Below are 20,880 nucleotides of genomic sequence, written 5' to 3'. Positions count from 1 at the left end.
TCATGTCGCTCCCGGACGGACGACGACACAGGTGGGCACCACTGACATCGAACGCACGGCACCGTCTGCGACGCGTCGGACTGACGGCTGTGGGACTTCTCGCTGGCGTCGGAATCGCTTACGCGACCAAGCAGAAGCGCCAGTTCGGGAGAGAGATCGACCGCTACGTCGAATCGCTGCTTTCGGACGCCGAGCGCAGCGGCGACGCGGTCGTGACCGACGCGGACTGGGAGGACGTGCCGGCGCCCGTGCAGCGATACTTCGAGACTGTCCTCGACGACGGGCAGTCACACGTCCGGTCGGTCCGACTCCGGCAACACGGCGAGTTTCGCCTCGGCGGACCCGACGCGTCCTGGCGGTCACTCGAAGCGACGCAACACGTCACTACCGCGCCGCCTGGATTCGTCTGGGACGCCACGATCGACGTGCTGCCGATGCTCCCGGTCCGCGTGATCGACAGGTACAGTCACGGAGACGGGACGCTGGACGCGCGACTCCGTTCCGCTGTCTCCGTCGCCGATGCGGGTCCGAGCCCAGACATGAATGCCGGGGAACTGGTCCGGTACCTCGCCGAAGCGGTCTGGTACCCGACCGCGCTGTTGCCCGCGAACGGCGTCGAGTGGAACGGGATCGACGAGCGGTCTGCCATGGCGACGCTCGAACACGAAGGCGCGAGCGCGTCCGTCGTCTTCCACTTCGACGAGAACGACGAGATTTCGAGTGTGACGACCGAGCGCTACCGGCAGGAAGACGATTCCTACGCGCCGTGGACTGGGTACTTCCGTGACTACGAACGGCGGAACGGAATGCGAGTGCCGACTGCTGCGTCCGTCGAATGGAATCTCCCGGACGGCGACCTCCAGTACTGGCGCGCCAACATCGACGAGATCGTCGTCGGACCCGAGACCGCGAGATAGGCGACGGCCGTGGACGGGCCTCCCTCACGCCGAGCCGCTATATCGCTCCCCGCAAGCCTAAGGTATTACGACGAGTATTACCGGACATGAGCAAGTCGACGCGGGTCACGGAGAAGGGGCAAGCGACCATCCCGAAGGAACTCCGCGAGAAGTACGATCTGGAACCCGGCGACGAGGTCGTCTGGATGGACACTGAAGAGGGCATCGTCGTGAAGAAACGCACGCGCACCGGTGGCCGCGGCCTGCTCGTCCCCGACGAGATCTCGACGGAAAAACGCGAGGAAGTCGCGGACGAACTCAGCCAGCGGGTTCGCGACCGCCGCGATCGCAACTACGAGGAGAACTGACGTGGCGACGTACACGGCCGACGCGGTTTCGCTCCTCGTCTACCTCGTCGACGCGCTCCCGGAGCGAGCCGATCAAGTGTTCGCCGAAGCCGAAGCTGGGGAAACAGTCGTCCAGGCGCCGAGTACTGCCCTCGCCGAAGTTCTGTACTCGGTCTCCCGGGACAAAAACGTCCGCGGGATCACGCTCTCGGGCACGCCGGAGGACGCCCGGCAGGCGCTGGTTGGGAACGGCCCGATCTCAGTTGCGCCGGTGGATGACGACGGCTTGATCGAATACGCACAACTCGTGGACGAGTTCAGCATCCACGACGGGTTGATCGTCGCCAGTCACCGCGCCGAGAACACGGACGCGATCATCACGAGCGACGGAATCATCCGTGATGCAGGCTTCGAGACTGTTTGGGGGTAAAGTCGAGCGCACTACTGGAACCGTGACAGCGCTTTGGAACGCTACCGCGCGTCCTCGAATTCGTCGTAGTCGTCGATGTCGGACGCCTGCATGAACTCCCAGACGTTCGTCGGTTCGACGGACTCTGGGTCGGTTCGTGCACGATTCGACCCATTCATATAATTTAAACGTCAATTAATCCGATGTCATCGTGTAAACGGATGGTTGGCGAACGATACGACGGTGCGTGCGGAGATCAACGGGAATACCTATTCCGTGGCTGGCCGTGCCAGCGCGTATGAAGGACATCGTTCGGGCGAACTTCGACGCCAGCGTCGATGCCTACGATGCCTACGAACGACGAACTGGCCGATTCACCGCTCTGGCGCGCTTGCTGGCTGCTGAAATGGATTCCCGCGGCGGCTCCCTCGATGCAGTCCTCGATGCGGGAGCCGGGACGGGCGTGAGTACGCGCGTGTTCGCCGAGGAGTCCACGCGGACGGTCGCGCTCGACATCAGCCGCGAGATGCTGCGCGAGATCGAGTCGGCACCGCGCGTCGAGGGCGATTTCGACCACCTGCCGTTCGCCGATCGGTCGTTCGACGGCGTCGCGTTCACTGCCTCCCTTTTTCTGGTTCCCGACCCCGCAGTTGCAATCCGTGAGGCCGCGCGCCTCCTCCAACCAGGGGGTGTCGTCGGCGCCGTCGCACCGCTCGGCTGGGTCACTGGCGACGGTACGGACGTCTTCGCCGACCTCGAACGAGACTCGCGCTCGCCGACCGGTGCGGAGGAGGTCGAGGCCGCCCTCGAAAGCGAGTTCGCCGTCACCACGGGAACCTGGCGGTTCGCGACGACCGCCGACGACCTGCGGCTCTTCCACTCCATCCCGGCGATGGCCGCGCGCCTCTATCCGAAGCTCTCGGCCGAAGAACGCGTCGAAAAAGCCCGCGACCTCCTCAATTCCCTCGAAGGTACCTTCGAGCAGCGATGGCGATGGATCGTCGGCGTCACCGAATAGATCCCGGCGTGAATCGGTTCGCCTGCAGTGACTCGGAATCGTTACTCTGCGTGCTCGCGTTTCAGCGAGAGAGCAGTTCGATCGAACTCACAGACGAGCGGCTCGTCTTCATCGTTCACCTTGAACACCTCGACGTGCATCGTGACGATCCCGCGTTCGCCGTCGCTGGTCTCTCGTTTGTCCGTCACCGTCGACTGGACGCGGATCGTGTCCCCGTGGAAGACGGGATTCGGATGCTCGACGTTGTCGTACGAGAGGTTCGCGACGATGGTCCCGTCGGTCGTGTCCGGGATGGTCAGCCCGACGGCCAGACTCATCGTGTAGAGCCCGTTGACCAGCCGCTCGCCGAACTGCGTGTCGGCCGCGAACTCGGCGTCCAGGTGGAGCGGCTGCTGGTTCATCGTCATGTCGCAGAACTGCTGGTTGTCGCTCTCGCTGATCGTCCGGCGCTTGTCGTGTTCGATGGTCTCGCCGACCTCGAAGTCCTCGTAGTAGCGTCCTGTCATTGTTGCCCTCGTGTGTATTAGATGATCGTCCCGTGTTTCTTGTCCGGGATGTCCTTCTCGACGGTCTCGTAGAACGCGAAGCGGTTGGTGAGTTCTTCCCGAAGGCTGCTCGGGGGCACGATCTCGTCGACGACGACCTCGCTGGCCATTCGGTGGATGTCGATGTCCTCGCGGTACTCCTCGCGGAGTTCCTGCTCTTTTTGCTTGCGTTCTTCTTCGTCCTCGATCTCGGAGAGCTTCCGAGCGTAGACGGCGTTGATTGCCGCTTCCGGGCCCATGATGGCGATCTCCCCGCTCGGCAGCCCGATGGTCGATTCGGGGTCGTACGCCGGGCCGGACATCGCGTAGATACCCGCGCCGTAGGCCTTCCTGACGACGACCGACTGTTTGGGGACCGTCGCCGAGGAGGTCGCGTAGATCATCTTCTTGCCCTGTTCGAGGATCCCTTCCTTCTCGACGGACGATCCGGCCATGAAGCCCGGCGTGTCACAGAGGTACAGCAGCGGGACGTTGTAGGCGTCGCAGGTCCAGATGAACTGGGCTGCTTTCTCTGCGGCGTCAGGGAAGATGGCGCCGGCGCGGTGGTTGGGCTGGTTGGCGACGATCCCGACGGGGCGTCCGTCGATCCGAGCGAACGAAGTGATGATCTCCTTGCCGTACTCCGGTCGCAGTTCGAGCGTGGAGCCGGCGTCGACCACCCGGTCGATCACGTCGAACATGTCGTAACCCTTGTTCGGTTCCTGCGGGACGATCGAGTCGATCCCCTCCGGCGAGAACTGCGGTGCTTTGCCGCTGGTCTGTGGCGGCTTCTCGTCGGAGTTGTCGGGGAGGTAGCCGATGAGCTGGGCGACGAGTTCTCGGGCGTGTTCCTCGTCGTCGGCGACGAGGTCAGCGCTCCCGGAGTACTGGGAGTGGACGTCCGGGCCACCGAGATCGTCGAGGCTGATCTCCTCGCCGGTGACCATCTCGACCATTCGCGGGCTGGCGATGGCCATCGCGCTCATGTCCCGGACCATGACGGTGAAGTCGGCGAACATCGGGGTGTACGCCGCGCCGGCGATACACGGCCCGTACAGCACGCAGATCTGCGGAACGCGTCCCGAGAGCATCGAGTGGTTGTAGTAGTACTTCCCGATCCCTTCGCGGTTGGCGAAGAAGCCGGTCTGCTGGTCGATGCGGCCGCCCGAGGAATCCATCAGGTAGAGGACCGGCCGGCCGGTCTTCAGCGCGCGCTGCTGCATCCGGAGGAACTTCTCGACGCCCTTCGCGGCCATGCTCCCGCGCTTGACCGTGTAGTCGTTGGCCATGAAGTGCAGATCGCGGCCCTCGAACTCTGCAGCGCCCGTGATGAGGCCGTCAGCCGGCAACTGATCGTCGTCGTCGAACGCCGCGAACTTGCCGTCCTCGAACAGGAAGTCGTTGCCGTCGCCGGACTCCGTCCGGCTGCCCGCCGAGGTTCCCTCGGAGTTGAACCACAGGTCGATCCGGTCGCGGACGAACAGCTTCCCGTCCTCGGGCAGTTGCTCCTTGTACTTCTCCGGGCCGCCCTCGAGGATCTCCTCGATTTCGTCCAGCAGCGCTTCCTCGCGCTCGGTCGGGCCGAGGTCCTCGTCCAGCGCTGTCTCGGCCGACTGCTGTGCGCTCGCCTCGCCGTCGTACGACGCGCTGCCGACCTCTTCGCCGCTGTCGACGACGAGGATCACGTCGTCCCGAAAGTGTTCGGCCAGCGCCTCGGCGATCGCCTGCGCCTCCGATTCCGTCGTCTCGTCTGATACTCTGATTCGCATGTGTGTTCACTCCAGCGTAACGAGGGTGTCACCCATATCGACGGAGTCGCCCGCTGCGATCGGGACGGCGTCGACTGTCCCGCTGGTGGATGCCACCACGTCGTTTTCCATCTTCATCGCCTCCAGCACGCAGACGACGTCGCCCTGTGCGACCTCGTCGCCCTCCTCGACCTCGACTGAGAGGATCGTTCCCTGCATCTCGGCGGTGATCGCGCCCGCAGCGGCGACGTTGGGGTTCCCGCTGCCGGACGACCCACCGGCACTCCCGTCGGACGTGGCACCGCCGTTCGGTGCCCGCGGGAGCCCGTCTTCGATGACGACGTCGAAGCGTTTGCCGTCGACTTCGACGGCGATTTCGTCCGTCGAGGTCTGGTCGCCGTCAGCACTCGCTGCCTCGCTGCCCCATCGATCGACGGCTCTGTCGAGTTCGTCGTCGTCGAGTTCCTGGTCGAGGTACTTCGTGGTGTGCTCGCCGGCCACGAAGGTCTCGTCGTCGAGCATCAGCCGGTGGAAGGGGATCGTCGTGTGCACGCCCTCGACGTCGAAGTGGTCGAGCGCTCGCTTCGAGCGTGCCAGACAATGCTCGCGGTCCTCTCCGGTGACGATGAGCTTCGCGATCATCGAGTCGTAGTCGCCCCCGATCTCGTCGCCCTGGGCGACTGCGTGATCGAGGCGGACGCCGATGCTCGTCGGTGGCTTGTAGGTTTCCAGCGGCCCCGGCGTGGGCGCGAAGTCGTTCGCCGGGTCCTCCGCGTTGATGCGGTACTCGATCGAGTGCCCGTCGATCTCGACGTCGTCCTGGCTGAAGGCGAGTTCCTCGCCGGCGGCGACGCGCAACTGCCAGCGGACGATGTCGATGCCCGTCACTTCCTCGCTGACGGTGTGCTCGACCTGAATCCGGGTGTTGACCTCCATGAAGTAGAACTCCCCGTCCTCCACGAGGAACTCGACGGTCCCGGCGTTCGTGTAGCCGGCTTCTCTGACGCCCTGTCGGGCAGCTTCGCCGATCTCCGCGCGGAGGTCGGCGTCGAGCGCCGGACTGGGGGCCTCTTCGATGACCTTCTGGTGGCGGCGCTGCAGCGAGCAGTCGCGCTCGCCCAGGTGACGGACGTTCCTGTGTTCGTCGGCGAGCACCTGCACCTCGATGTGTTTCGGGGCTTCGAGGTACTTCTCGACGTACACCGAGTCGTTGCCGAAGTAGGCTTCGCCCTCGCGCTGGGCGCTTTCCAGGGCGTCCTCGACTTCGGCTTCGCTACGGACGATCTTCATGCCGCGGCCGCCACCGCCACCCTCGGCTTTGATGGCGATGGGGTAGCCGAACTCCTCGCCGAGATCGCGCACTTGGTCCGGATCGTCGACCGGCTCGGTCGTGCCGGGGACGACCGGGACGCCCGCTTCCTGCATGACGGTCCGGGCCTTCGTCTTCTCGCCGAGCGTTTCCATCGCGTCGCTGGGCGGACCGACCCAGGTGACGTCGTCGGTTGCCTCGACTTTCCGGGCGAACTCGGCGTTCTCAGCCAGGAAGCCGTAGCCGGGATGGATCGCGTCTGTACCGGCGCGCTCTGCGACGTCGATGATCTCCTCCTGGTCGAGATACGAGTCGCTCGCCGGTGCCGGGCCGACGTTGTACGCCTCGTCGGCGTAGTCGACGTGGCCCGCGTTGCGGTCGGCGTCGCTGTAGACGGCGACCGTCTCGATGCCCAGTTCCTCACACGCTGCCATGACGCGGACGGCGATTTCGCCGCGATTGGCGACGAGTACCTTCTCGAACATTAGTAGGACTTGGGGAAGCCGAGTTGCTGGCTGATGTGGTTGTACGCCATCTGCTGGGAGACCGGAGCCAGCCGCGTGAGGTTGATTTCGCGCCACCAGCGCTCGACGTCGTACTCCGTGGCGTAGCCCCAGCCGCCGAACGCCTGCATCGACTGCTTGACCGCCTCGATGCCGGCGCTGACGGCCGTCGCCTTCGCGACGTTGGTCTCGTAGCCACACTCCTCGCCCTGATCGTAGAGCCAGGCCGCCTTCTCGCGCATCAGCGCCGCCGTCTCCATCCGCGCGTACGCCTGCGTGATGGGGAACGAGACGGCCTGATGGGAGCCGATCGGCGCGTCGAACACCTCGCGGTCGTTGGCGTACTGGATGGCCGTGTCGGCGGCCAGTTTCCCGATGCCGGTGCCGGCGGCGGCGAACCCGATGCGTTCGGGGTTCAGCATGTCGACGAGTGCCCACCAGCCGTCGTCTTCCTCACCGAGAAGGTTCTCTGCGGGCACGCGGACGTCCTCGAGGAAGACCTCGCAGGACTTCGAGTAGTTGATGCCGTGCTTGGAGATCGGCGCGACGTCGATCCCGGGGTCGTCCATGTCGACGATGAACAGGCTGATGCCGTCGGTGCCGCGGTCGACCTCCTCGCGGGGAGTCGTGCGCGTGACGATGATCATGTTGTCCGCGCGGTCGGAGAAGGTGATCCACGCCTTCTGCCCGTTGAGGACGTATTCGTCGCCCTCTTTCTCGGCGCGGGTCGCGACGTTCAGCGTGTTCGTCCCGGCCTCCGGCTCGGTGATGCCGATGGAGAAGTTCCGCTCGCCGTTGGCGATGTCCGGGAGGTATTTCTCTTTCTGTGCCTCGGTTCCGTTCTCGCGGATGCCGACGGCGGCCATGCCGGCGGTCAGCACCAGGTACCAGGTGCCGGCCATGCCGCAGCCCTCGGCACAGAGCGTCTCCATCGCCAGCCCCATCTCCTGCATGCCCATGCCGGCCCCCTCGTACTCCTCGGGGACCAACAGGCCGTGGAAGCCAGCCTCCGCGAGTTCGTCCCAGAACCCCTGAGCGAACTCCTCGTTTTCCTCTTTCTCGCGCCAGTACTCCGGTCCGAACTCGGCCGCCACGTCCTCGGCGGTCGACCGAATCATCGAACGTTCCTGTGTGGATTCGAAATTCATTGATTGTCTCGATCGGTGGGTTGCTCGCGTCACAGCCCCGTCCCGGTGAGTCGTTAGGACGCGGCCTCTGCCTCTTCCTCTGCTTCGTCCTGGAGTTCGGTCCGGCGAATCTTGCCCGTGACGGTCTTGGGGAGCTCGTCACGGAACTCGATTTCGCGCGGGTACTCGTGTGCCGATAGCTCCTCTTTCACGTGATTCTTGATGGCTTCCGTGAGCTCCTCGGACGGGGTCGCTCCCTCGCTCGGGACGACGTACGCCTTGACGATGTTGCCGCGTTCGGAGTGTGGCTTGGGGACGACGGCCGACTCGGCGACGGCCTCGTGTTCGCCCAGCGAACTCTCGACCTCGAACGGCCCGATCCGGTAGCCCGACGAGAGGATGACGTCGTCCGCCCGGCCCTCGAACCAGAAGTAGCCGTCCTCGTCTTTGTGCGCGAGGTCGCCCGAGAGGTACCACTCGCCGCTCGGCCCGTCGACGAAGCACTTCTCGGTCTTCGCGGGCTTGTTCCAGTACTCGGCGAAGAAACACGGGTAGTCGCCGCGCTCGGCGATCTCGCCGGTCTCGCCCGGCGGGAGCACCTCACCCGTGTCTGGATCGACGATGTCGGCCTCGATGCCGGGGAGCGGTTTCCCCATCGAGCCGGGACGCAGCTCCATCGTCGGGTAGTTGTTGATGATCATGTTGCCGGTCTCGGTCTGGCCGTACGTGTCGAGGATGGTGACCCCGAGTTCCTCCTTGCCCCACTCGACGACGCCGGCGCTGAGGGGTTCGCCGATCGAGAGCGCGTGGCGCAGATCGAGGTCGACGCCCTCGAGGACCTCCGCTTTCTCCCGGAGCATCCGGTAGGCGGTCGGGACCGAGAACAGGACGTTGATGGGGTACTCGTCGAGCAGGTCGGCCCACTCCTCGGGGTCGAACTCGCCCTCGTAGGTGAACAGCGACGCGCCCCAGAACCAGGCACCCAGCGTGTTGATCGCACCCGTCAGCCACCCCAGGTCGCCGGTGCTCCAGTAGAGGTCGCCGGGCTGGAGGTCGACGGTGTACTTCTGTGTCGCCGCGACGCCGGCGATCCAGCGCTGCTTGTGGAGGACGCCTTTCGCGAGTCCGGTCGTCCCCGACGTGTAGTACAGGAGCGCGTCGTCCTCGCCGCCAGTCTCGGCGACCTCGTACTCTTTGCTCGCATCGTCGAGCGCAGTGTTGAAGACGACGTCGTCGGCGGGTGCCCCGCTCCCGCGGTCGACCGTGATGACGTGTTCGACCGACGGCGCGTCGTCGAGCGCGTCTTCGACGGTGTCGCGGTTGTCGGTCGTGGTGACGACGACCTTCGCGTCACAGTCGTCGAGCCGGTAGGAGATGCCGTCGGGGCCGAATCGCTCGTTGACGCTCCCCCACACTGCGCCGCGTTTGAGCGTTCCGACGAGGGCGACGTAGTGTTCCGGAATCCGCGGCATGTACGAGAACACGCGGTCGCCCTGCTCGACCCCCAGGGCTTCGAGCACGTTGGCGAACTGGCTCGACCGATCGGCCAGTTCCCAGAACGTCATGGTCGTGAGCTCTCCGTCGGTGCCGACCTGGTAGAGCGCGACCTTTCCCCGGTCAGTCGCGTGTCGGTCGACGACTTCGTGTCCGATGTTCAGCTCCTCCGGTGCGTCCCAGTCAGCGTCCGCGTAGATGTCGTCCCACGAAAACCGCTCCCTCTCCGCTTCGTAATCCGCCAGATTGTGGCTAGTCACCATACACCACTCCGGATACTAGTTCCCTACATAACAGTATTGGTTAATTGCATTAGCAAAAACAACGAACTAAATATGTGTAGGGTACCTACAACGGAAATCATATGCGCGATGTAATGCGTAAACGATTCCGTTTTCGTAATATAATATATTATATATTTATTGAGTATCACTCACCGTCGATTCTGTGGTCCGAGACGGCGCTTACTGCTCGTTTCCGCGTTGTTGTCCGACGCGGTCGGTCCACATCGCACGTGCGACGTCTCGGATGGCTCGCGGGAACGACTCTTCGAACGTGACGCGTGGGGCGATGTACGTGTCCTCCCAGCGCGGGTCCCAGGCGGCGTTGACGTACAGTCGCGACCCGGTTTCACCGTCCTGACGGTACCTGGGGCGCTTTGCCGCCGGTGCGTCCGGTTCGCTGAACGTCCAGTCGCGGGCCGGGTGGGCCTTCACCCAGATGTCCCCGAGGACGCGGCCGAAATCGTGCGGCGGCACGTCTTCGTCGACGACGACGACCGTGTCGAACAGCGACGAGAACGAAAAGAGGATGTTCGCCAGTTGCCACTCGAACCCGGCGTAGAGGACGTCGCTGGCCACGAAACAGATGCCGAGTTCGGTCTCCGCCGGCAACAGCACCCACTCCACGGGCGAGATTCCCCAGTAGTTGTTGACGCGGTGGAAGAGCGTCGCCGCCGTCGTCAGGCCTGTGAGCTGCAGATCGCCGGCCAGCGGCCGGCCGACGGGCGAAAACGGGACGATCGGATCGTCGGTCGCGACGACGCGTTCGACCGAGAGCGCCAGTGCCGTGCTGTCGACGACGTGTTCCCACGCTTCGCGGCGGTCGGATCGGAAGTCGGGCTGTCGATCGGCGACTGTCGTCTCGACGACCACCTCCGTCGCACTCGGGACGAGCCCCCCGTTCGTCGGTACCAGTGGAACGTCGCCCGCCACGCCACAGGACTGCACTGGCGTGTCGACCTGCTCGGTGACGGCGAGCAGGTAGGCGGCCGTGATCGCGGCCGGTGGGACGCCGAGGGCGATAGAAATCGTCTCGTCGTCGCCCAGTAGCGACGCCAACGCAGTCGGCACGCGAACGCGCAGCTTGTCACCGCTCACGACGGAGCCGTGAATCGGCGCCCAGTGTGACCCGTCACTCGTCGAGACGGACGCGACGCCCAGCGTCAGGCCCGGCCACGTCTCGTCAGCACCGCGTGGGAACTGCAGGTCCTGCACGTCGGCGTCGGTCTGGGACGCTGCCTGGCCCGTGTAGGTCGGCTCTCGTGGTCCGCCGAGCGGTCCGAGCCCGACGATGGTCTCCAGTAGGTCGACGAACGACGCGTCTGGGTCCAATCCGACCCCGAGCGAGAGCCGCGACCACGGTTGGGCGTCACGCCGCTGCATCTGATCCGGCCCGCTGAACGCGCCGCTGACGAGGTCGACGCCGCCGTCCCGCGCGAACTGGAGCGCCGGGCCGCTCGCGCGGAGCCCCTCGGCTGCGATGACGTCGATCGGAACGTCGTCGTGCTCGTCGACCGATACCAGGTCACCGTCGCGGTCCAGTCCGCGGACGTACTGTGCGAACGGAATCATTCGAACTCACCGTCCCGTTCGTCGAGCAGGTCGAATCGGTCCGCAGCCACTCCCGCGTCGACGAGTACCTCCTGGGCGCGTTTGCGGAGGTCGGGCGGATCGCCGTCGTCGCTCTCGTCGCCAGTCGTCGCGTCGATGTACGCTTTCGACGTCTTGGCTTTCGACGTGCCGACGTCGGCACTCCCCTTCTCGTCCGGCGTCTGGTAGATGTTGAGCGGGACTTTCGGCATGTGCTCGACGCCGAACTGGTGGAAGTCCGCGTCCGGGTCGGCGTCCAGGGCAATCGCCGTCAGCACCGCTCGCGGGTCGAGCGGGTCGACGTCGGGGTCGACGAAGACGAAGAAATCGATGTGGAGCATCCCCCACGTGGTGAAGATGAAGTTTGCGAGCTCGTGGAGGTAGCCGGGGTAGGGCTGATCCGTCGCGATGACCCAGACGGTTCGGGACGTGAAGCGCCACGGGACCGCCAGCTCGACGTCGAACCCCGCTGCCCTGAGCCCCAGCGTCGCGTCCGGACCTGCGGCCGCGAGCTGGAGCGTGCTGCTCGAATTCTGGCCGTACCCGACGCCAGTCCCCTCGACGCAGAAGGGTATCCGTGGCTCGCGCCTGTGGGTGATCGCGTCGACTTCGAACACCGGCATGGAGCGCCGTGGCCCGTTCATGTACCCGAAGTAATCGCCGAACGGCCCCTCGTCGAGTCGGTCGTTCGGACGCACGTGTCCTTCGATGACGACCTCCGCCGTCGCTGGGACGTGCAGCCCGCTGGTCTCGCACTCGACGAGTTCGACCGGGTCGTCCTTGAGCCCGCCCGCGAAGGCGGCTTCACTCCGGCCGGTCGGGATCCACATGTCCGCGCTGCACTCGACGGCCGGTTCGGCCCCGACGACGACTGCGACCGGCATCGGTTCGTCCCGCGGCTCGTACTCGTAGTAGTAGAGGTTCGGCACCTGCTCGCCCGCCAACAACAGGAGGCTGGCCTGCGCGTCGTCGTGGATCATCATCCGATGACTCGACCAGCTTCCCCACTGCGCGTCGGGGTCCGGTGCGACGACGGTGTGGAGGTTCGAGTAGCGCCCGCCGTCGCCCTGATGGATGTACGGCCACGGGAACGACAACAGATCGACGTCCGCTCCCGTTCGCACGACCGCCTTGCAGGGTGCGCGATCTCGGTTCACGACCCGGGGCTCCTGCGGGGCCCTGAGCCGGTCGATGACGCCGTCGTAGTAGGCGCGACCGGACAGGCCCGCAGGGAGTCCGATCGCCTGGGCTAACTGGTCCCAGGGACGAGATTGTGGGCCTCGATACGGGTCGCCGACCAGTGTGGTCTCGACTTCTGAGCCCGTGACCGACTCGAACACGGGGATCGGGCCGTCGTTCAGGTTGGCCAGCATCGTGATCGCGCTCGCTTCGAGGTCCCACGACATCGACTCCTCGAAGGCGACGCTCGATCCCGTGGCGTCGAGCAGGTCGAGATACGCACGAAACGAGTCGACAGTCATGCTCACTCCTGGTCGGCGAGGGCGCGGCGGAGCGGATCTGCCTCGAACTCGGTCCGAATCTCTTCGTAGCGCTCGAGCAGGGCCGGCCGCTCCGCAGCGAGGTACTCGAAGGCGATCTCTCTGACGGCGTCCGCTGTCGAGTTGTACTCGCCGGACTCGACGAGATACCGCAGGATGACCTTCAGATCGTCTGATCGCGTGTTGACGATGTTGGACGTCGTCTCCTGTTCGGTCGCGAGCCGACGAAGGAGGTCCTCGTTGATTCCCGCAGCGTCGATCTCGTCGAGTAGTTCGACGTACCACTCCTTACTGACGCTCTCGTGTGGGCCAGCCACGACCGTCAGCGGTTGCGGGTCGGTGAGTTCGTCGGGGTCGCGTGCGACACGCACGCGCGCCTCGAAGATCCGCTTCGTCCGGGCGTCCGTGATCTGGAGCGTCGTTTCCGTGTGCGCGTCGTCAGGCAGATGTTCATCTGCTGTGATGTAGTGGTTCGACATGACGTGCCCTCGCCGTTCACGCAGGTACTGCCTGGGATTCTCACAGGCCAATGGCATATGTGTACCGTGTACGCGGGAGGAAGACTGGCTGCCGATCGTTCCACGACGCATATCTGCGTAATAATTAGTCTGCTAATAAATCATGGTGTATGCCCGGCAGTAGCTACACCGTGGAATAGCGAGCATACACTATCGTCGCCGGAACGAACCGGCGAACTGTGGTTCCGATGCCGACTGCGACTCTGGCCTAACTGGGTCCACCGATCTGGCACTTCCGGTCACCGACCACTCCTCGGACGAGGTCGTCGGGGGCGACCTAGAAGGGGTGGCCGAGACACCTTTTGTTGCGTTCGAATCGTCCTCGGATCGGAACTGCGACGCTCGGCGATCGGCGTCCCCTCGGTAGCCGGCTGGTAGCCGTCTCGCAATCAATCGAGAACAGAGCGGCTTCTACCTCACAGGTCGTCCATTACAAAGGAATTACGTATCCCTTTCAGACGATGAATGTACCGAGGGAAGACTGTTGCGGTCGTTATCCCGGCCTACAACGAGGAGGGGCTCGTTGGGGCTGTTATCGACTCGATTCCAGCGTACGTCGATCGGGTGTACGTCGTCGACGACTGTTCGACTGACAGCACCTGGAAAGAGATCAACGACCGTGTCGAGGGTGTCGACGAACAGCGACTGACGGCGAAGACTGACGGTGGTCGCTTGACCTCACGCGTCGTCCCGATCCGACACGAGACGAATCAAGGCGTGGGGGCCGCGATCAAGACTGGCTACCAGCGAGCACTCACCGACGGCATGGACGTCACGGCCGTCATCAACGGCGACGGCCAGATGGACCCCGACATTCTCGACCGATTCATCGAGCCCATCGTCGAAGGCAACGCGGAGTATACCAAGGGAAACCGACTTCGATCGAGCGAACTCCGGTCGGAGATGTCTACCTGGCGGTTCACCGGCAACGCCATCCTCACGTTCCTCACCAAGATTTCCAGTGGCTACTGGAAGATGACCGATCCCCAGAATGGGTACACAGCGATCTCCCTCGAAGCGCTGGAGGCGATCGATCTTGACTCCCTGTACGACCGCTACGGCTTCCTCAACGATCTCCTCGTCTCGCTGAACGCACACGGCTATCGCGTCGCCGACATCCCCATGAAGGCCGTCTACGGTGACGAGGAAAGCGGCATCCGCTACTCGTCGTTCGTCCCCGGACTCAGTCTCCTGCTGTTCCAAGACTTCCTCTGGCGACTGAAGTACAAGTACTTCGTCACTGACTTTCATCCGCTCGTTCTCTTTTACGTCCTCGGTACACTCGGCACCCTCCTCGGCGTCGGCTACGGTATCTGGGGAGTCGTCGTCGACTCCTCACTGATCGCAGGTGGACTCGCGCTTCTCATCGTCCTTTTCAGCACGACCCTGGTCCTGTTCGCGATGGTCTTCGATATGCAACACAACGAACACCTCGAGTATAAAGTATCGTTCTAGAAAGAGAGTCTCGCTTAGCGGACCGATCGTTACGAGGTCAGTTTCTCAGCTGAGTTGTTGGATTCGACCGACAGGCGCTCCGACTCCAGAGCCGAGACGATCTGTTCTGCTGCGCTCCCGTCTCCGTACGGATTCGGTTTCGCTGCCACGTCGAAGGACCGATCGAGGTTTCGACTGATGGCGTCGGGGTCCGTACCGACGAGGACGTTCCAGCCGCAGGTGACTGTCGCTAACCACGCCGTCCGCTCTCGAAGCGTGACACAGGGCGTATCGAGGTAGAACGCCTCTTTCTGGACGCGACCGGCGTCCGTCGCCACTCGTTCTGCGCCGTCGAGCAGTCGAATGTAATCGAGATAGCCGACCCGATCGATCCGGTTCACACCCTCCGGGAGATCGCTTGCCAATCCGTATCGCTCGAGAGCCTCGTCGAGTCGTGGATGCGACGGCAGGAGAACCGGCCGTGGCGCAGCGCCGAGCCCTTCGACGATCGAACGCAGCCGGTCCCCGTCGTTGATGCTGCTGGCCCTGTGGAGTGCCGCGAGGATGTACTCGTCATCTTCGCGACCGAGCGTGGAGACGATTCCCGACTGCGAGCGTGCCTGCTCCCGGACGATGCGCAAGGCGTCGTACATCACGTCGCCCGTATCGTACACGCCGTCGGTGATCCCCTCGTCTGCGAGGAAGTGTTTGGCCCGTTCGGATGGCACGAACAAGAGGCCCGAACAGTGGTCAGCGAGGACGCGGTTGATCTCGTCGGGCTGGCTCCGATCATCGTCTCGAAGTCCCGCCTCGATGTGTGCGACCAGCACGTCTCGTTTGGCACCGACGAGTGCGCCAGCGAGTGTGGCGTTCGTGTCACCGTAGACGAGGACGACGTCTGGTGCGTGGGTTTCCACGAGATCGTCCAGCGACGAGAGCAACGACGCCGTCTGTTCAGCGTCCGAACGCGACTCGAGACCGAGGGTGACGTCCGGTTCTGGAACGGAGAGCACGTCGAAGAACGATTCGCCCATCTCCTGGGTGTAGTTCTCGCCCGTGTAGACGACGACTTCGTCGTGGTCGTCACGAAGGGCCTGTGACACGGGGAACGACTCGAGCAACTGCGACCGGGCGCCGACGATCGTGAGTACCTTCATTTCGTTCCCACCGTCCCCCCACGTACGTGCGATCCGTTCTGAATATCGATATCTCCTGGCGTCCGTGTTCCCCATGACGAAGCGAAATGACCTATCATATTTTTCACCTTCACGTGCCCGCTGGAACGGTGACGTCCAACCGTCTTTGTTATGTATTCTATAAATCGTGTTCAGGTGTCAGTAGGGGCAATGGCAATACATCGATAGAGAAGCCGTGTAAGCCGATAATTCGATCGAATAGTGTTCCTAACGTCCGCTCCTAGACAGCAACGCGACTCGAGAATCCTCCGTGCGCTGTGACGGGGTGAGTCGAGAGTGGCGGTATAGTGTCGGGATGCGTTATTCGGGTTCCATCCCGAGTGTCTGTGTTCGTCAGACTTCTCAACGGCAGAGAATGACTGTCGGGGTGATTGGCTACTCCTGGACGCTCTCGGAGGCTGAAGACTCGTTTCCGGAGGAATCGGTGACTGTGAGCTGTACGGAGAAGCGCTGTCCGTCGACGTCCTCGATCGCGAAGTAGTCGACGCCGTACGCCACGTCGCCTGAGATACTGGTCTCTGCCGAATCGACGACAGTGCCGCTGTCATTCACTACTTCAACAGTGGCGCTCGCGAGGTCGCCGTCGGGGTCGGACACGTCCCACTCGACGACGATATTGGCGTCGGGGTTCGGTGAGTCGACTTCGACGACTTCGTACCGGTCGATCGTCGGTGCAGATTCGAACTGTCCCAGATCGAGCGGCTCTCCGTCGACGAGGATCGGAGCGTCGCCGGTGACGCTGGCGTCGGTGACTTCCCCCGAGAACAGGTAGCCGTCGATGCCGCCGTTGACGAAGCCGGTGGCAGTCGAGCCGTCGATCTGGTCGCCCTCGCCGAGAGAGCCCACGTCGGGGTTCTCGGCGAGGCCGCCACTGACGGTGAACTCGTAGTCCGTTCGTTCGGCGTCCGTCCCGTCGACGGTCAGCGTTCGGTTCAAACCCAGCGTCTCTGGGTCGACTTCCTCTCCGTCGAGCAGAACGGTTGCATTTCCGTCGACGGTGGCGTCAGTGATCTCACCGGAGAACAGGTAGCCGTCGATGCCACCGTTGACGAAGCCGGTGGCAGTCGAGCCGTCGATCTGATCGCCTTCGCCGAGAGAGCCCACGTCGGGGTTTTCGGCAATCTCGCCGCTGACGGTGAACTGATAGTCCGTCCGGTCGGCGTTCGTCCCATCGAACGTAAGCGTTCGGTCCAGGTCTGGTGTCCCGAAGTCGACTTCCTCGCCGTCGACCAGGATCGTAGCGTTTCCGTCGACGGTTGCGTCGGTGATTTCGCCGGAGAACAGATAGCCGTCGACGCCGCCGTTGACGAAGCCTGTCGCGGTCGCCCCGTCGATCTGGTCGCCTTCGCCGAGAGAGCCCACGTCCGGATTCTCGGCAATCTCGCCGCTGACGGTGAACTCGTAGTCCGTCCGGTCGGCGTTCGTTCCGTCGATGGTGAGCGTTCGGTCCAGGTCGGGTGTCCCGTCGCCACCGTTCGATTCAGAGAATTCCGGCGGGTCCGGCATCTCCCGCTCTCCACGCGCAGCCATCTCCGGTGAGAGCGGGACGCCACCGCCCCCGATGACGTCGGCGGTCGGTTCGTTGCCGAGGTTCGTGAAGTTCACTTCCGCGTTGCTCGTCGACTCCCGCAGACTCGGCGCGTCCGGGTTCACGTCGCAGTCGACCACCTCCAACACCGCTCTGGAGCCCCCGGATCGGCCCGGAATATACCGGGCTTCGAACACCCCGTCCGGGTTGACGTCATCGGGCGAGACGTAAAACGAGGAGTTCTCGACGCGTTGGTCCGGGTAGTGTAGCCCCCAGATGCCACGCGCGTTGCGGTTGTCGGTCGTGCCGGTGTAGACGCCGCGTTCGCCGTTCGGGTCGTTGACGATGCCGACGCAGTTCCGGACGTCCGAGTCGGTAGAGCCGATGCGGAACTGACTGACGGTGTTATCGCGATGATAGGCGTTTTCGATCGTTACCGTGCCGCCGTTCCCACTGTCTTTCCCCATTGCGCTCGCGTAGGCGCCGTTGTTTCCGTATCCTTCGATGTAGGTGTTTCTGATTTTCATCTGTCCGCCGTGGGCGGCGCGAATGTAGATCCCGCCGAGTTCGGTCGACGGCTGTCCGTCGCGTTCTTTCCCGTTGGCCCAGACGTTTTCGATCACGCCTTGGCTCCCTTCCGGAGCCGAAACCTGGAACTGGAACCGGTTGCTGCCGCTGCCGGCTTGCCCCACGCCGACGAACCCGACGTTTCTGACTTCCCAGTTGCGACTGTTCCGCGACCGGATCGTCAAGCAAGCGCCGTCGGCGCTCTGGTCGACCAGGACGTTCGACAACTCCTCGCCGTCGGAGAGGTCGTACACTTCCTTTCCCGTGACCGTCCAGACTTCGTAATCGCTCTCCTGAGTGACCTCAACTTCGCCACTGGCGATACCGGCGGAACTCGTAACTCCAACCGTGGTTGTTGCCGCTGCGATCCCTGTCGCTTTCAACAATGATCGGCGATCCATGGATCGTGAGGATCCATCTCCCTGCCTGTTGTTATTCGAACAGTAGTCACTCTTTTCGGCACAGAAACGTGTTATAGATACTCCTTTATTTCTGGTACAATACTCCTTCTCAGGGGCTTGCGCTGAGAGGACGTTCCCGACTCCACCTGTCTCCCTGGTGATTTCGTGCTCCGTCTCAGTAACTATGGAGAACTTACCACGTATCTATCGAAACTTCTCCAGATTTGCTCATGGGGGCTCGTATTCAAATCTCTGCTCTCATGACCGTTGACGAATAGTAGTTAACGTGTATCGGTGTGGCAACTAAAACGCGTCATGCTGATCGTGAGTTGCGAGAACACGGGACGCGTGGTGCCCGTGACCGCTGTTCACTCCTGGATACTCTCGGAGGTTGCGGACTCGGTTCCGAAGGCATCGGTGACGGTGAGCCGAACGGTGAAGCGCTGGTCGTCGACGTCCTCGATGGCGAAGTAGTCGACGTCGTACGCCTCGGTGCCAGCGACGCTCGTCGTCGACTCAGCGACGACGGACCCGTTCTCGTCGACGATTTCGACGGTGACGGTCGCGAGGTCGCCGTCGGCGTCGGTGACGCCCCATTCGACGACGATGTTGGCGTCGGGATTCGGTGAGCCGACCTCGACGACGTCGTACCGTACGATCGCCGGCGCAGACTCGAACTGTCCCAGATCGAGCGGCTGCTCGTCGACCAGGATCGTGGCGTTTCCGTCGACGGTGGCGTCGGTGATCTCGCCGGAGAACAGATAGCTGTCGACGCCGCCGTTGACGAAGCCGGTGGCAGTCGAGCCGTCGATCTGATCACCGCTACCGAGGCCCCCGACGTCGGGATTTTCGGCGAGGTCGCCGCTGACGGTGAACTCGTAGTCCGTCCACCCGGCGTCACTGCCGTCGATGGTGAGCGTCCGATCCGAAGTGATCCCGTCGGGGTCGACCGCCTGGCCGTCGACGAGGACCGTGGCGTTTCCGTCGACGGTGGCGTCGGTGACCTCACCGGCGAACCTGTAGCCGTCGACGCCACCGTTGACGAAGCCGCTCACAGTCGAGCCGTCGATCTGGTCGTCGCCGTCGAACGAGCCGACGTCAGCGTTGTTTTCGACAGTACCAGAGACGGTAAACTCGTATTCGGTCCAGTCAGCGTCGCTGCCGTCGATCGTGAGCGTTCGATCGAGGGTCGACGTGTCGGTGCTACCGTCGCTTCCACCGTCGGAAGCGGAGAGCTCCGGTGGGTTCGGCATCTCCCGCTCACCCCGGGCGGCCATCTCTGGCGAGGTGGGAACACCGCCGCCCCCGATGACGTCGACCGTTGGACTGTTCTCGATGCTCTCGAGATTCACGTTCGCATTGCTCGTCGAACCCGTCAGTGTTGGTGCATCCGCGTTGGCGTCACAATCAACTACGTCGACCTCGGCTTCGGGGCCGTGGGACCGTCCGGAGATGTAACGTGCTTCGAACACGCCGTCCGGATTGACGTCGTCGGGTGAGACGTAAAACGAGCAATTTTCGACGCGCTGGTTCCGGTAGTGTTTGCCCCAGATACCGCGCGCGTTGCGATTATTGGTCGTGCCGGGGTAGACGCCACGTTCGCCGTTCGGGTCGTTGATGATCCCGACGCAGTTCCGGACGTACGAGTCGGGGGAACCGATGCGGAACTGACTGACGGTGTTGTCCCGGTGGAAACTGTTCTCGATCGCCACCGAGCCGTCGCTTCCGCCGTCCTTTCCGACGGCGCTCGCGTAGACGGCGTTGTTTCCGAAGCCCTCGATATAGGTGTGTTTGACGTCGATGTGTCCTGCGTGCGACGAGCGGACGTAGACGCCACCGAGTTCGGTCGACGGCTGCCCGTCTCGCGCTTTCCCGTTGGCCCAGATGTTCTCGATCAGTCCGTGTCCGCCGGCCGGTACCGAGACCTGAAACTGGAACCGATTGCTGCCGTCACCGACCTGTCCGACGCCGACGAAGCCGACGTTGCTGACTTCCCAGCCGGTTTTGTTCCGCGACCGGATCGTCAGGCAGGCGCCGTCGGCAGTCTGGTCGATGAGGACGTTCGACAACTGCTCGCCGTCAGACAGGTCGTACACTTCCTTTCCCGTGACGGTCCAGACCTCGTAGTCGCTCTCCTGCGTGACCTCGACTGCCGCGCTTGCGAGGCCGATGGAACTGACCGCGCCGACGGAACTTACTGCCGCAGCAGCACCAGTCGCTTTTAATATCGATCGTCGATCGATGTCGCTTTTCGATCTCGTCTCGCGTCTGGAGTCGGCAGAACTGCAGGAAGTCTCGGTGGAATCGTCCGCTACAGCGTCGGTCTCTTCCTCGGGCTGCTCACCTCTATGCGAGTTCGGGCGGTTAGAGGGTTCCTTCTCTGGCGTAGTATCGTCCTTCTCTGGTTCCATATCGTGTTAGGAAAATCCTACTTACAAGAGACATCTTCCTACTTTACTATGTTTAGTTACCAGTTAATAAAAATATAAAT

General features: G+C 63.4%; 16 protein-coding genes. 5 read left to right on the top strand and 11 right to left on the bottom strand.

Annotated features, from left to right (window positions below):
- Nucleotides 1-89 precede the first annotated feature (89 nt).
- The 4 genes from ACFR9U_RS15300 (at nucleotide 90) to ACFR9U_RS15285 (ending at nucleotide 2,670) form a co-directional block, all read left to right on the top strand.
- Nucleotides 90-917: a DUF6920 family protein gene (locus tag ACFR9U_RS15300; RefSeq protein WP_247381471.1), complete on the top strand. Its 828-nt coding sequence runs from the start codon at nucleotides 90-92 to the stop codon at nucleotides 915-917.
- A gap of 86 nt (nucleotides 918-1,003) precedes the next feature.
- Nucleotides 1,004-1,264, top strand: coding sequence for an AbrB/MazE/SpoVT family DNA-binding domain-containing protein (locus ACFR9U_RS15295; protein ID WP_247381472.1), 261 nt, complete (start codon nucleotides 1,004-1,006; stop codon nucleotides 1,262-1,264).
- A gap of 1 nt (nucleotide 1,265) precedes the next feature.
- On the top strand, nucleotides 1,266-1,673 hold the full coding sequence (locus tag ACFR9U_RS15290) for a PIN domain-containing protein (protein WP_247381473.1): 408 nt from the start codon (nucleotides 1,266-1,268) through the stop codon (nucleotides 1,671-1,673).
- 277 nt (nucleotides 1,674-1,950) lie between these two features.
- On the top strand, nucleotides 1,951-2,670 hold the full coding sequence (locus ACFR9U_RS15285; RefSeq protein ID WP_247381474.1) for a class I SAM-dependent methyltransferase: 720 nt from the start codon (nucleotides 1,951-1,953) through the stop codon (nucleotides 2,668-2,670).
- Between the two features lie 41 nt (nucleotides 2,671-2,711).
- Here the strand turns inward: ACFR9U_RS15285 and ACFR9U_RS15280 are convergent, their stop codons facing one another.
- The 8 genes from ACFR9U_RS15280 to ACFR9U_RS15245 all read right to left on the bottom strand — a co-directional run bounded on the left by ACFR9U_RS15280 (nucleotide 2,712) and on the right by ACFR9U_RS15245 (nucleotide 13,224).
- Nucleotides 2,712-3,194, bottom strand: a complete 483-nt coding sequence (locus tag ACFR9U_RS15280) for a MaoC family dehydratase (RefSeq protein ID WP_345893428.1) — start codon at nucleotides 3,192-3,194, stop codon at nucleotides 2,712-2,714.
- Nucleotides 3,194-4,963 (bottom strand): acyl-CoA carboxylase subunit beta, encoded by a 1,770-nt coding sequence (locus ACFR9U_RS15275; protein ID WP_247381476.1) that lies wholly within the window; start codon nucleotides 4,961-4,963, stop codon nucleotides 3,194-3,196. Before ACFR9U_RS15275 ends, ACFR9U_RS15280 begins: the two co-directional genes overlap by 1 nt.
- 6 nt (nucleotides 4,964-4,969) lie before the next feature.
- Nucleotides 4,970-6,736, bottom strand: coding sequence for an acetyl-CoA carboxylase biotin carboxylase subunit (locus tag ACFR9U_RS15270; protein WP_247381478.1), 1,767 nt, complete (start codon nucleotides 6,734-6,736; stop codon nucleotides 4,970-4,972).
- Nucleotides 6,736-7,902 (bottom strand): acyl-CoA dehydrogenase family protein, encoded by a 1,167-nt coding sequence (locus ACFR9U_RS15265; protein WP_282594410.1) that lies wholly within the window; start codon nucleotides 7,900-7,902, stop codon nucleotides 6,736-6,738. Before ACFR9U_RS15265 ends, ACFR9U_RS15270 begins: the two co-directional genes overlap by 1 nt.
- A gap of 53 nt (nucleotides 7,903-7,955) precedes the next feature.
- On the bottom strand, nucleotides 7,956-9,638 hold the full coding sequence (locus ACFR9U_RS15260) for an acyl-CoA synthetase (RefSeq protein WP_247381481.1): 1,683 nt from the start codon (nucleotides 9,636-9,638) through the stop codon (nucleotides 7,956-7,958).
- A gap of 201 nt (nucleotides 9,639-9,839) precedes the next feature.
- Complete coding sequence (locus ACFR9U_RS15255) at nucleotides 9,840-11,228, bottom strand: UbiD family decarboxylase (RefSeq protein WP_247381482.1); 1,389 nt, start codon at nucleotides 11,226-11,228, stop codon at nucleotides 9,840-9,842.
- Nucleotides 11,225-12,727, bottom strand: coding sequence for a UbiD family decarboxylase (locus ACFR9U_RS15250; protein ID WP_247381483.1), 1,503 nt, complete (start codon nucleotides 12,725-12,727; stop codon nucleotides 11,225-11,227). Before ACFR9U_RS15250 ends, ACFR9U_RS15255 begins: the two co-directional genes overlap by 4 nt.
- A 2-nt stretch (nucleotides 12,728-12,729) precedes the next feature.
- Complete coding sequence (locus ACFR9U_RS15245) at nucleotides 12,730-13,224, bottom strand: ubiD operon protein (protein ID WP_247381484.1); 495 nt, start codon at nucleotides 13,222-13,224, stop codon at nucleotides 12,730-12,732.
- Between the two features lie 504 nt (nucleotides 13,225-13,728).
- Between ACFR9U_RS15245 and ACFR9U_RS15240 the strand changes: the two genes are divergently transcribed.
- Entirely contained in the window at nucleotides 13,729-14,718 is a 990-nt protein-coding gene (locus ACFR9U_RS15240; RefSeq protein WP_247381485.1) for a glycosyltransferase family 2 protein, read from the top strand.
- Nucleotides 14,719-14,747: 29 nt separating this feature from the next.
- Here ACFR9U_RS15240 and wecB read toward each other — a convergent pair whose 3' ends face one another.
- From wecB to ACFR9U_RS15225, 3 genes are all read right to left on the bottom strand, one after another.
- On the bottom strand, nucleotides 14,748-15,854 hold the full coding sequence (gene wecB, locus ACFR9U_RS15235) for a non-hydrolyzing UDP-N-acetylglucosamine 2-epimerase (RefSeq protein WP_247381486.1): 1,107 nt from the start codon (nucleotides 15,852-15,854) through the stop codon (nucleotides 14,748-14,750).
- A gap of 414 nt (nucleotides 15,855-16,268) precedes the next feature.
- The gene (locus tag ACFR9U_RS15230; RefSeq protein WP_247381487.1) at nucleotides 16,269-18,389 is read right to left on the bottom strand and encodes a hypothetical protein; all 2,121 of its coding nucleotides are present in this window, start codon (nucleotides 18,387-18,389) and stop codon (nucleotides 16,269-16,271) included.
- 368 nt (nucleotides 18,390-18,757) lie between these two features.
- Nucleotides 18,758-20,800: a hypothetical protein gene (locus ACFR9U_RS15225; RefSeq protein WP_247381488.1), complete on the bottom strand. Its 2,043-nt coding sequence runs from the start codon at nucleotides 20,798-20,800 to the stop codon at nucleotides 18,758-18,760.
- Nucleotides 20,801-20,880 lie beyond the last annotated feature (80 nt).

It is taken from the genome of Halorientalis brevis (genome assembly GCF_042678165.1).
GTDB lineage: Archaea > Halobacteriota > Halobacteria > Halobacteriales > Haloarculaceae > Halorientalis > Halorientalis brevis.
This window is presented reverse-complemented; position numbering and strand designations above follow the sequence as displayed.